The sequence below is a fragment of the Dokdonella sp. genome (assembly GCF_049593775.1).
Lineage (GTDB): Bacteria > Pseudomonadota > Gammaproteobacteria > Xanthomonadales > Rhodanobacteraceae > Dokdonella.
On sequence record NZ_JBAWHJ010000027.1, the window covers coordinates 1 to 12,505 of the forward strand.

Consider the following 12,505-nt stretch of genomic DNA (forward strand, 5'->3'; position numbering starts at 1 on the left):
GAGATCGAAGCGGATTCCGTCAATGGTTTCGGTTTCATGCTTAGCCAGTCGTGGATGCAAGTTGCTCGCTTGGTACGCTTCGAGAATCAACTTGATCGTCTCGGCGACCTGTTCCTGTTCGGAACCCAGCGAAACATCGAACGGCGAAACGGAGGAAGTGAACCTGTTGCGCGCGCCGTAGCTCAGGTACAGCAATTGGGTTTCAAGGTCGACCAGCTCCTCACCCGCAGCCATCTCGAAAAGGTCGCGGCCTTTCCCTGTCGTTGCCTTCACTTCCGCTTCGGAAAGCACATCCCACCGCCAGGGTATCGACATGCGCCAACCGATAGGAGCATACCGGTACTCACCTTCGCTGATAACTCCGGTCTCGGGCTGGATCAGCTCCTGGGACTGCGAGCCACAAGCCGAAAGCAGCGCGCAAAGGCAAAATATCATTGCTGCGGCATGGCGCATGGGAGATTCTCCTGCTGATGCCCTGAGTATCGTCCTGACCTGCGAAATTTCCAAGGATGAACCAGGGAGCCCCATCCAATCGAATGCGCAATGTGTAGAGGTGACAACACCATTGCCGCAAGTAACTGAAATGAACAGGAAATAGATCGCTTCAGCACTGGCGCTGCTTGGAGTCTTCTGGTTCTACCTTGCTTTCGAATCGTACATGCGCGGCAAGACGGGCATTTGCCTGGCCCATACTGCTGCCGGCGCAGCTTTCATCGTCCGCGGGATCTACGAGTGACGGAAAGCCAATCGCTTGTAGAGACACGGACCTGGGCGTGCTTTGCTCATCGAGACGTGCGACTCCAACACGCTCGACCCGAATGCCTCGCAAGTATGATGGCTCCCCGGACCAGCTTTCCGGATCAGGACTGCCACCTGACCCGGATTGCGTCCGGGTTTCCGAGTATCGCGGTCTTTTCCGACCTCACGATTGATACCTAGTCGATATCGATAAACATGGGAATCGTGCCGCTGATTTCGTCGATGGCACCAGCCACTTTACCTATGGTGATGGCGGATGCTCGGTAGGGTGAGCGACTGATCTCCCGGTTCAGTACGAGAGCCAATTCGCCATCCGTTTTCGCTCCGAGTGAGATTCTTTCGCCAATCTTCCCGTCGGATACCAACGCCAGATTGCTTAGATTTACTGCCGGCGCCAGCCCCCCAGTGATGACAACAAGATAGTTTTCCGGATCGGCCCGGCCAGTTGTCGGCTGAAAGTCGACGTGTTCGCTGCCATCTTCGAAGGAAACGAGTCTGTTCTGAACTGATTGCTTGGCCACCCCGATGACAGCATTCAGATTGCTGGCATTTACCTTGGCCACTCCCAACATCGCTTGTCCGCTTTCCAGTGAGGGGACAACACCAGTCATTGCTACCAGATCGCCCGGCTCGATGGGGCTGGTACCCATATTTACAACCAATGACTGGGTCGCAGCCAGACGGTCAACAATTCCTGCCGTGCTTATGCCTGCGGTACCCCCAAAATAGGCATCGAAAAAGGCAGAACCACCCTGCACAAACATGCCGCGATAATTGGTGCTGAAGATTCGTGCGCCGTATCCGGATGAGCCAGCAGAATCCGTGCCGCGGGCATAGATGCCCTTCCCTCCTTCAAAATAGCCGCCTTCATTGTTGAAGCTTTGAGTATTCGAAATATCACCGCGGCCGTAAACGCCTACACCCTGATTGCTTTCACCGTAGACGCCCGGAGCCAACGGATTGGGCTCCGATCGATCGCCGCTGCTGTAGCCATACACACCGATGCCGTTGGGGCTGGAGAAGTAGCCGGCGTAGCCGGTGGCACTTTGTGCCTGTAAAGGCTGCGCGCTGGACGCCACACAAAGCAGCAGCGCTATCGTCCCGACTTGAATTTTACTCATGGTATTTCTCTTTGGTTGGCTGATACGGAGGTTGTCGTTCACTGGACTTCCACCCGCAAGCGGCCAGTCACTTTGATATCCCCACTGGTCACGGTGATGCTGGAGTTGACACTTCCGGCGTTCACTATTTCCAGGCTTCCCCCCGTCACTGACAATCCCCGATTTGATTCAAGACAGCGGACGCTGCGAACTCCCAACGAACTGCCGTATACAATTGCCTGCGGATTTGGAATCGGGATGGAAACGGAATCACCGTCAGCAGGAATGACATCGCCTTGCCAATTTCCGGGACTGGCCCAGGAGATGGCATCACCGCCCCCATCCCAATACAGCTTTTGTCCCGGGGCGCACCCCTCGAACCCATCGCTGAAAATATACTCCTGCGCATCCAGTTCGCCCACAAGCAACAACTGCGAAAAAATGGTCAGGAAGCACGCTTTAAGTAGAGTGTTAATTTAGGACCCCTCGATTTTTCTCATACCCGCCTCAGGCTATATTCAAGTGCACGGGCAGTCAACCGCGCAGATGCTACGTTATACCTTAATATACTAGTGCACTATCCGAGTCCAACACTGGAGTCCAACCTGGCCATGCACACTCGCGAGCCTGACCCGCACTGTCCTCGCCAGATAGCAGGCATTACAGTCGTGGGCTGAGGTCCGGAGAGTCACTCTTTGAAAGTCTCGTCAAAGCACGCATCCCACAACGCGACGAACAGCCTGGCAACCCGGAATGCACAACCTGCCCCGAACTTTCATCACCCTTCCCGGAATACCGGATGGCCCGCCCAGAAAACTCCTGGCGACCCAACCTCCCGGCTTCATCAATAGTGCGCTAACGGCTGCTACGTATCGATAGGCAGCGCCAATGAGACTGATCGTATCAATTGACTTCCCTGCGTCGAGCAGAGCTTCTAGAGTGATGGAACTACCTCTCCAGGAGCCCGCGCCATGAGCAAGCCGATCGATACTTCCAAACCGACCCACCTGACCACTGATTTCGGCGCCCCGGTTCCTGACAACCAGAACAGTCTCACCGCCGGCCCACGAGGACCGCTGCTGGCGCAGGATGTCTGGCTCAACGAAAAGCTCGCAAACTTCGTACGCGAGGTTATTCCCGAGCGGCGGATGCATGCGAAAGGCTCGGGCGCGTTCGGCACCTTCACCGTCACCCACGACGTTTCGAAATACACCCGTGCGAAGATTTTCGATGCGATTGGCAAGAAAACCGAGATGTTCGCCCGATTCACGACCGTGGCCGGTGAGCGCGGTGCTGCCGATGCAGAGCGCGACATCCGCGGCTTCGCGTTGAAGTTCTATACCGAGGAAGGCAATTGGGACATGGTGGGCAACAACACGCCGGTGTTCTTCATCCGCGATCCACTCAAATTCCCGGATCTCAACAAGGCGGTGAAGCGCTGCCCGCACACCAACCTTCGCAGCGCCACCTACAACTGGGATTACTGGACGCTGTTGCCCGAGGCACTGCACCAGGTCACCGTGGTGATGAGCGACCGGGGCATTCCGGCCAGTTTCCGCCACATGCATGGATTTGGCTCGCACACCTACAGCTTCTGGAACGCCAACGGCGAACGCTTCTGGGTAAAGTTCCATTTCCGCACGCAGCAGGGCATCAGGAACCTGACCGACGCCGAAGCCGCCGAGATAGTTGGCAGTGACCGCGAGAGCAACCAGCGCGACCTGTTCGATGCCATCGAGCGCGGCGACTTTCCGAAGTGGACAATGTATGTACAGGTGATGCCGGAGGCCGACGCGGAAACCTCGCCCTATCACCCGTTCGACCTGACAAAGGTCTGGCCGCACAAGGACTACCCGCTGATCGAAGTTGGTGAATTCGAACTCAATCGCAACTCGAAGAACTTCTTTGCCGATGTCGAGCAAAGTGCCTTCGCGCCTTCAAACCTGGTGCCTGGCATCAGCGTGTCGCCCGATCGGATGCTGCAGGCACGCCTGGTTAATTACGCCGATGCGCAGCGTTACCGCCTGGGTACCAACTACCAGCAGATCCCCGTCAATGCCGCGCGCTGCCCCGTGCTCAGCAACCATCGCGACGGCATCGGTCGCGTTGACGGAAACTACGGCAGCCTGCCGCACTACGAACCCAACAGCTTCCATCAGTGGCAACAACAGCCACAGTTCCGCGAACCGTCATTGAAGATCAGCGGCAACGCCGATCACTGGGATTTCCGCGAAGACGATGACGACTACTACAAACAGCCCGGCGACCTGTTTCGGCTGATGACGACGTCACAGCAGCAGGCGCTGTTCGACAACACGGCCCGCGCGATGGGTGATGCGCCCGATTTCATCAAGCAGCGCCATGTCGACAACTGCAGCAAGGCCGATCCGGCCTATGGCGCAGGTGTAGCCACTGCATTGAATGCGCTCGGCGGCAACGTCAGCCAGCAGTGAGGCCTGGCCCAAGACTGCGGACACATTTTTAGAAGCCACTTCAGAACCAAGCCATGACACCCGCGATATCCGCGGGTGTCATGGTTGTTCGCATCCTGGCCTGTCCTTTTCGCAGCAGCGGTCAGATCGATACGCCGACTGCAATGAGCCAGGCCACCCCGATAGCGTGACCTCAAGGCAGCGCGCTGTCTGAAGAAGCGACCGACACGGCACGCACGAACTCCTCGGGGTCTGAATACCCCCGTCATGCCCCTTAATGGGTCCAAGTCCGCGACTGGAATGCCGCGCGGCGTTGGGCAGCCGCGATTCCTCCATCCTCCCTGCATATTTTTTCACTAGAGTTGCTCCAACCAGGCAGAAATCGTCTCCAAGGTCATCTGAACCGCGGTTGGGGTGGCGCGGACATGCCCCCTAGACCGACACCAATCCAGTGTTCCAACACGTACATGTCGACGCCAGCGACTCCATGTCACCGGCTTTGTCAGGTAGCCCCAATGAGGATTGAAGAATGAAACTCCACATCGCTGCTTTCGCAGCACTCTGCCTTTCCTCGGCCACAGCCTCTGCGGAGACATTCAGCGCAGACGTCTGGGCCGACAACTGGTTTGAAATGCGAATCAACGGTACCCAGGTTGCCGAAGACAGCGTACCCATCACGACCGAACGCTCGTTCAATGCCGAGAGCTTTGAGTTCGTCGCCAAGCGGCCTTTCGTCATTGGCCTCGTAGCCAAGGACTTCAGACAAAACGACTCCGGCCTTGAATATATCGGCACCAGGCGACAGCAAATGGGGGACGGGGGCGTCATTGTGCAGATCAAGGATGGCTCGGGTGCGACGGTCGCGGCCAGCAATGCTGAGTGGCGGTGCCTGGTCATTCACAGCGCGCCGCTGGACAAGTCCTGTGAGCGCGAGGCAAACCCCGTTGCAGGCGAAGGGGCCTGCACCTTTCAGATTCTGGATGAGCCCGAAGGCTGGGATCAGGCTGGCTTCGATGCCTCGAACTGGCCGAAGGCAAGCGTCTATTCCGAACGTGAAGTCAGTCCGAAAGACGGCTATGACCGGATCGACTGGGTATCCGAAGCGAAGTTGATCTGGGGGCCCGACCTTGAGCAAAGCAACACCATTCTCTGTCGCGTGTTAGTCAAGTGACTCGCCGCGGCAGTACGGAGCCACAGACATGACCTATCCAGCCAAACTGGCGATGAGCAGCTTATTGCTGACCGCCGTCGCATTCAGCGCTGCCGCCCATGAAGACCACTGCGCTGCTGTCACCGAGTCGGTTGCTGATGCGGGCTTCGCTGCGCGTGTCACCGTGACCTGCACGGACAGTCACGCACTCCTCCACTCCGACACCTACCCGGATCACGAGAAGATGACCGGAATCATCGGAACGAACGAGCAAGTTCCGGTCCCGGCTGAGTACGCTGCGCCGATCATCCTTGCCCCGACGCTCGGCACAAAGCCGCAAACTCGGGATGCTGCCTTGGGTGTAGCGGTAAACGGCGTGCCCATCTACGACTACACCGCGGGCGGCGAGATGAGCCAGGCGGATCTGACCCACCATCAGGCTCATCACGATACGCTTCAGACAGGACAGCTCGATGTTTGTGGCGGGCATGCAGGGCGCGGAGATGACTATCACTACCACGCCAAACCGAACTGCATGATCGCAAAGATGGCCAACGCCAGTGACCATGCGATCATCGGCTGGGCCTTCGATGGCTTTCCTATTTATGGCGACAACAATCCGGATGGGTCGCTGATCGCCGAGGGAGATCTGGACCTGTGCAATGGACAGGCCGACAAGACCTTCGGCTATCGTTATCACACCTCGGCCAAGGCACCCTACATCGTGCAGTGTCTGATGGGAAAGGTAGCCGACTTCGATCGGCTTCCGCGCGTGCGGCCGCTATCGGCGGCAGATGGGAGCGGCGCTGCGCCCGGACGGCCACCACAAGGTGGTGTTGAAAATCTCGTCTTTAAAGAAAAGGCAGATGGCAGCCGGAGCATGGACTACAGTTTCAAGGGTCAGGACTACTACATTCGCTACACGCCTTCCGACAAGCCCGGCTGCTATGACTTCGTCACGCGAACGGTAACCAGTGGCGGCACAATAGACTCGGGCGAGTACTGCCGGCAGTAGAACCCGCAACGCAGGCATGCATGATTCGCCACCGACGCGCTGCCCAAACACCGGACGCGTGGAATCAAGTTGCAACAATGAAAGAGCGGAAAGTCGGGTCGGGGTGCACTTCCCTAAAAGCGCACCAAGAGCGGAATGCCTGAGGTACAAGCTGCCCCGGAATTCTTTTGAGAGAAGTGGCTCTTCCGTGAGCGTGGAACATCCTGGCGCTTGTTGTTCGGAGTCAGTTGATACCAGTGGCTTCCTCGAAGCCATCGGCAAAAAGCACGTCACTCTGTTCGACGACCATATCGACATTGTTGAGCCTGGTCGCATCAAGGCTGCGCGCGACCAGGCGATAGGTGCCCGGCATGTCGAAGGTCAGTGCGGCGAATGTCGCAACGCCTGCCGTGGTCGCTGACGTGGCGCCGGCCAGTGCTGCGCCGGCAGGCCCCGATCCCGATGCAATCTCAAGCGTTACCGGAGTGCCATCGGGCACCGGCTGATCGAGGATATTCACGACGCCCACCTGGTAGCCAGGTGTCACAGGCTGATTCTCGGTACCCGTGGACGGCTCCTGCAGAAATTCCAGATCAGCGGAGATCGCCTCGGCGTTGCTCAGATAGATGCGCAATGAATCGATTTGCAGATGCGAACTCGACAGTGCGCCATTGCTGATCGAGTAGAGGAGGCCACCAATGCCGTTTGATGTGACGCCGTGGGCGCGCTCCCGGATCAGCGGAATGCCATCACGGAAGATCTCGTAGATGCCGGCATCCATGTCATAGCTCACGCGGTATTGGTAAACCCGCCCGGCGTCATAGCTGACACCATCGAAAAACGCAGTGCCATTGTTGTCGGATACCGCCATGGTGCCGTTTGACTGGTACGACAACGACATGAATGTCTGTGCCGAACTGGTTCGCTCACGCAGCGAGATGCCGTATCGATCCCGTGCGGTCATCGCCGCATCGAAATCCAGGATGAAAAGCCCTGAGCGGACCTCCAGATCATCGAGGAACTGCCAGCGCAGGACCTGCGTGGTTGAGTCGTCCGTGCTTGCCATGTCGAGAATGTTCACGCCCGGCGCTTCCTCGATGACCACCGCATCCAGGCCCGGATTCCTGGCGTGGGGCTCATGCAGGCTGGCCCCGCCCATTCCGATCGGCAATCCGGCGGTCTTGTCTTCGAAATCGGCTTCGAGGGCAACCGGGAATGGCAAGGTGCCGCTAACTGTCAGGTTGTCGAGGTCGAATGAACTTCCGCTGGATAGGGTCGAATAGCCGAACAGGACGGCACCGATGCCGCGGTCGGCAATTCCGAATGCTCGCCCCTTGGCCAGCGTCGTGCCGCCGAGGATGATCGTGCTGGTCCTGGCATCCATGTCGAACACCAGATCAACATGCAGTGGCGCATTGGCGAAGTACGCGTCGCTGGCGGTGCCGATTGAGCCGTTGGCATCGGAAGCCGTGATCGATCCCGAAGCACTAAAAGAAAGGCTGAGGAAGGACTTCGAGGAACTGATGCTCTCACGAACGAGAATGCTGAAGCTGTCCCGGGCACTCGCGGTCAGGTCAAAGGAAATTCTTGCCTCGCCTTCGATGATCTCGGCATTGCCCATCATTTGCCAGCGCGACCGCCGCGCACCGTTGGTGCTCAAGTCGTTGCTGATTCGTAGCAGGTTGTGTCCGGGCGTCACCTCGACCACCGCTGCATCAAGGCCGGACAGGCCGATCGGCTCACCGAACATTGCGCCACGTATACCGATTGGCTGCCCCACCGCCTTGTTGTCAAAATGCGCATGGAGCGCTGGCCGATCGGGGATGACCACTCCCGCCCGACTCTCGATAGACGTGGCAAATACCAAAATCAACAGCAAGAATAGAAACTGAACACGCATCAAGCTTCTCCGCAACGTATGAAGGTCGAAGCCAACCCGTCCTGTCTCAGGGTTGGCTCTCCCATTCATCGTCACGGGTTGCTTGTCCGGAGGCTTATAGAAACCATCAAAATTCCATCAAATGTTCCTCAAATCGCTGAATCCTGGCGAATATTTCGACAACTTCCAGCTCAGGCGCTGGCACCAGGCTAGAAAGACAGACGAGGACGCGTATGGGCGATGCCAAGCAGCTGGCTGGACCCAGCAACCGCGGAAGTGAGTTGGAAGCGTGGGCAGGTGCAACGAAGGGCGATGCCAGCCTGCCGAAAAGGGTGGCTATCCGGCGATCAACTGGCCTCGTGCTCGCTGCTCGGTATTGACATACATACCACGTACTCGGTATGTTTCAGTCATGGCCAGACCTACCAAACAAGATCCCGAGCGTGGTGACGCCCGTACTCGCCTCCTCGAGGCCGCCCGTGATGTCATCCGGACCAAGGGATTTACGGCTACCACCGTGAGCGACCTCTGTGACACCGCGGGCGTGACCTCGGGCGCTTTCTTCCACAACTTCAAGAGCAAGGAGGCTCTGGGCACCGCGGCAGCAGAGCACTGGGCGACGACGACCTCGGAATTTTTTCGAAGCGCGCCCTACCACGCCCACAAGGATCCCCTCGACCGGGTGCTCGGCTATATCGATTTTCGCAATGCAATCATCGACGGTGATCTTGCCGAGTTCACCTGTCTGGTCGGCACCATGGCACAAGAGGTTTACAACACCTACCCCGAGATTCGCGAGGCCTGTGCCGCCAGCATCCTCGGGCATGCCGCTACCCTCGAAGAAGATATCGCGGCTGCCATGTCAGCGCGGGGTGTTCAAGCGGACTGGACGCCTGCGAGCCTGGCCCTCCACACCCAGGCGGTACTGCAGGGCGCGTTCATCCTGGCCAAGGCCACGGGTGATCGGGATGTGGCCAAGGAGAGCGTCGACCATCTGCGTCGCTATATCGAATTGCTGTTTCAGACCACGCGCTCCAAGCGCGAGGCACCATGATGAATCTGCAAGCCAAACCCGTGATCACCGTATTCGAACACTCGCCCGATGAGGGCAAGGGAATGGCGCGAGACATGCGCGTTCGCTGGGCGCTGGAAGAAGTCGGCCAGCGCTACGATGTCCGTCCAGTCTCCTTTGCTTCGATGAAGGAAGCCGCACACAGATCGCACCAGCCCTTCGGGCAGATCCCAACCTACGAGGATGGCGATCTCATCCTGTTTGAATCAGGCGCGATAGTTCTGCATATCGCGAACCACCACACGGGACTGCTACCGCAGGATGCAGATGCTCGGGCGCGTGCGACAAGCTGGGTGTTCGCGGCACTCAGCACGATCGAGCCGCCCATAGTCGAACGTGAAGTGGTCGAGTATTGCGAACGCGAAGAATCCTGGTTCGAACAACGGATGAGTTCTGTTGATGACCGGCTTCGCAATCGACTGAAGGATCTGTCTCACCGCCTCGGTGAAGCCGACTGGCTCGACGGGGCATTCAGCGTCGGTGATCTGATGACGATCGACGTTCTTCGCAGGTTGGCAGGATCGGGCCTGCTTGAAGAGTTCGCGAACCTCTTGACCTATGTGGCCCGCGGCGAGGCACGACCTGCCTTCAAACGAGCGTTCAACGCCCAACTTGCCTGTTTCAACGCCGCCTCGACGGACTGCAATCAATCCCCAATTGCCAACCACAAGGAGTCCATGAAATGACTGATCTCGCTACCTGCCTGTGGTTCGACCACGGTCAAGCCAGCAAGGCGGCCGAGTTCTATGCCGCCACCTTTCCCGACAGCCAGATCATTCGCACGAACACCGCGCCGGGTGATTTCCCCGGTGGCCGGGAAGGCAGCGAACTGACGGTCGAATTCACCCTGCTCGGACGCAGATTCGTTGGCCTGAATGGCGGACCCAACTTCACTCCGAACGAGGCCATCAGTTTCATGGTTGTCACCGACGACCAGGAACAGACCGATCGATACTGGGATGCGATTGTCGGCAATGGAGGCACCGAGAGCGCTTGCGGATGGTGCAAGGACCGCTGGGGTTTTTCATGGCAGATAACGCCGCAGATCCTGCTCGATCTGACGACGAGCTCTGACCATGGCAAGGCGAAGCGCGCTTTCGACGCGATGATGACGATGCGAAAGATCGACATTGCCACACTTGAAGCGGCAGTCAATTCAAACTGAAGGAGAAAAGTGATGAGCTACATCGACGGTTTCGTGATCGCGGTACCCACCGCCAACAAACAGACGTTCATCGACCATGCCAATCTGGGCGACAGCGTATTCATGGATCTCGGCGCTACTCGCATTCTCGAATGCTGGGGTGACGACGTGCCAGACGGAAAAGTCACGGACTTTCGCAAGGCCGTGCAGGCAAAGGATGACGAGACAGTCGTCTTCTCCTGGATCGAGTGGCCAGACAAGCCGACACGCGACGCGGCATTTGCCAAGATGAAAGAGTGGATGGAACACCCGGAAAAAGCCGACCCCCGCATGGATCCCTCAAAGAACCCGATGCCCTTCGACGGCAAGCGCCTCATCTTCGGCGGTTTCGCGCCGGTGGTTGAACTCCGAAGCAAATCCTGACGACAGTCGCACAGTCATGCCTGGCGTTGTCACGCAGCAGTAGGCCATGGCTGGCGGGATCCACGAGCACAGCCGCGCCCTCATGGTTGCCGATGCGATGGCGCGGTGGCCGCGCACAACGGCATCACCAGCAGGGCTCGACAAGAGCCAGTCTCGCTGGCCACCGAGACAATCATCGCCCGAAAGGACGAACATGAGTTCAGCGAACAGACAGAGAGCATCACCCGATGAAGATCACGATCGAGACCCTCATTGCGGCACCCGTCGAGCAGGTATGGGACGCCTTCACCACCCCTGCCGACATCATCCAATGGAACTTCGCATCCGACGACTGGTGCTGTCCGTGGGCAGAAGTGGACTTGCGAGTTGGCGGTGTCCACAAGGCGCGCATGGAGGCGAAGGACGGCAGCTTCGGCTTCGATTTCGAGGGCGTCTACGAAGAGGTTGCGCCAAACAGCGCAGTTACGCTCGCGATGTGCGACGGTCGCAAGGCGCGCACCACATTCGAGCCTGTCGGCAGCAGCACTCGAGTCATGACTGAATTTGACGCAGAAACAGAGAACTCGGTTGAAATGCAACGCGACGGTTGGCAAGCGATTCTCGACAACTTCAGGCGCCACGTCGAAGGCTAAGGGACAACAAGTTGCGCAATCCCTGACCTGCGGCTTGCGCAACCCAGGTTGTCAGTGACATCCAGCTCGAGGCAGCGTCACCCGGATCGACAAGAAGGCAGTGGCCGGACGGTTCGATTTTCACCGACGGGTTTGAACGAGCTGACTGCGTGAACACGCAGGAAGAAGCCAAACTGGACACACACAACAACAACCGGAGCAGTCGGGAGGAGTCCAGAATGTCTCCGTCATATTCCACTGCCCCATCACGATCAGTTCGCGACGACGCGCCAGATTGCGTTGCCGACATCATCTGCGACCAATAACGCACCGTCTCCGCCGATGGCGACACCGACGGGGCGCCCATAGGCCGTGTTCTCCTCGCTCAGGAATCCGGTGAGGATGTCCAACGCTTCCCCACTGGGCTCGCCTTGCGCAAACGGAACGAAGATAACGCGGTAGCCGCTGGGGGGATTGCGATTCCAGGATCCGTGTTGACCGATGAACATGCCGTTGCGAAAGCGGACGGGCAAGGCCGTTGAACTTGAGTAGACCAGACCCAGGGAAGCCGTATGTGGACCCAGGGCGTAGTCGGGCACGAGTGCCGTTTCAACGAGGTCCGGTCGAGAAGGTTTGACGCGCACGTCGACGTGCTGACCGAAGTAACTGTACGGCCACCCATAGAATCCTCCCTCGCGGACTGATGTCATGTAGTCCGGCACCAGATCGCTGCCGATCTCATCGCGCTCGTTAACTGTTGTCCACAGCATGCCGCTGGTGGGTTCAAAGGCCAGCCCATTGGGATTGCGCAATCCGGTTGCGTAAAGCGTCTTGCTTCGCAATGACGGGTCGATCTTCCAGATAGCTGCGCGTCCTTCTTCCGCCTGCATGCCATTCTCGCCGACATTGCTGTTCGAACCCACGGTTGCAAAGAGTGCGCT

Annotated in this window: 13 protein-coding genes; 8 read left to right on the top strand and 5 right to left on the bottom strand. The window is 58.2% G+C overall.

The genetic code is table 11. The annotated features are described in order from the left end of the window. The 3 genes from WBP53_RS00980 to WBP53_RS00990 form a co-directional block, all read right to left on the bottom strand. On the bottom strand, positions 1-453 hold a 453-nt coding region (locus WBP53_RS00980), incomplete at its 3' end, for a hypothetical protein (RefSeq protein WP_423925028.1). A gap of 482 nt (positions 454-935) precedes the next feature. Continuing rightward, positions 936-1,880 carry a hypothetical protein gene (locus WBP53_RS00985; protein ID WP_423925030.1) on the bottom strand — a complete coding sequence of 315 codons (945 nt, stop codon included), beginning with the start codon at positions 1,878-1,880 and terminating at the stop codon, positions 936-938. A gap of 38 nt (positions 1,881-1,918) precedes the next feature. Beyond that, positions 1,919-2,281 (bottom strand): hypothetical protein, encoded by a 363-nt coding sequence (locus WBP53_RS00990; protein ID WP_423925032.1) that lies wholly within the window; start codon positions 2,279-2,281, stop codon positions 1,919-1,921. A gap of 549 nt (positions 2,282-2,830) precedes the next feature. Between WBP53_RS00990 and WBP53_RS00995 the strand changes: the two genes are divergently transcribed. From WBP53_RS00995 to WBP53_RS01005, 3 genes are all read left to right on the top strand, one after another. Beyond that, positions 2,831-4,312 carry a catalase gene (locus WBP53_RS00995; RefSeq protein ID WP_423925034.1) on the top strand — a complete coding sequence of 494 codons (1,482 nt, stop codon included), beginning with the start codon at positions 2,831-2,833 and terminating at the stop codon, positions 4,310-4,312. Between the two features lie 508 nt (positions 4,313-4,820). Further along, positions 4,821-5,462, top strand: a complete 642-nt coding sequence (locus WBP53_RS01000) for a hypothetical protein (RefSeq protein WP_423925036.1) — start codon at positions 4,821-4,823, stop codon at positions 5,460-5,462. Positions 5,463-5,490: 28 nt separating this feature from the next. Next, entirely contained in the window at positions 5,491-6,456 is a 966-nt protein-coding gene (locus WBP53_RS01005) for a YHYH protein (RefSeq protein WP_423925038.1), read from the top strand. Positions 6,457-6,679: 223 nt separating this feature from the next. Here the strand turns inward: WBP53_RS01005 and WBP53_RS01010 are convergent, their stop codons facing one another. After that, on the bottom strand, positions 6,680-8,308 hold the full coding sequence (locus WBP53_RS01010; protein WP_423925040.1) for a hypothetical protein: 1,629 nt from the start codon (positions 8,306-8,308) through the stop codon (positions 6,680-6,682). A gap of 418 nt (positions 8,309-8,726) precedes the next feature. Between WBP53_RS01010 and WBP53_RS01015 the strand changes: the two genes are divergently transcribed. The 5 genes from WBP53_RS01015 (at position 8,727) to WBP53_RS01035 (ending at position 11,585) form a co-directional block, all read left to right on the top strand. Further along, complete coding sequence (locus WBP53_RS01015) at positions 8,727-9,368, top strand: TetR/AcrR family transcriptional regulator (protein WP_423925042.1); 642 nt, start codon at positions 8,727-8,729, stop codon at positions 9,366-9,368. Next, complete coding sequence (locus tag WBP53_RS01020) at positions 9,365-10,072, top strand: glutathione S-transferase family protein (RefSeq protein WP_423925044.1); 708 nt, start codon at positions 9,365-9,367, stop codon at positions 10,070-10,072. The genes WBP53_RS01015 and WBP53_RS01020 overlap by 4 nt, the downstream gene beginning before the upstream one ends. Continuing rightward, a complete protein-coding gene (locus WBP53_RS01025; RefSeq protein WP_423925046.1) occupies positions 10,069-10,551 on the top strand; it encodes a VOC family protein in 483 nt (160 codons plus the stop codon). Before WBP53_RS01020 ends, WBP53_RS01025 begins: the two co-directional genes overlap by 4 nt. Positions 10,552-10,563: 12 nt before the next feature. Then, on the top strand, positions 10,564-10,953 hold the full coding sequence (locus WBP53_RS01030) for a DUF1428 domain-containing protein (RefSeq protein ID WP_423925048.1): 390 nt from the start codon (positions 10,564-10,566) through the stop codon (positions 10,951-10,953). Between the two features lie 227 nt (positions 10,954-11,180). Then, the gene (locus WBP53_RS01035; RefSeq protein ID WP_423925050.1) at positions 11,181-11,585 is read left to right on the top strand and encodes an SRPBCC family protein; all 405 of its coding nucleotides are present in this window, start codon (positions 11,181-11,183) and stop codon (positions 11,583-11,585) included. Positions 11,586-11,836: 251 nt separating this feature from the next. Here WBP53_RS01035 and WBP53_RS01040 read toward each other — a convergent pair. Further along, the coding region (locus WBP53_RS01040) for a PQQ-dependent sugar dehydrogenase (protein WP_423925052.1) at positions 11,837-12,505 on the bottom strand (669 nt) is incomplete at its 5' end.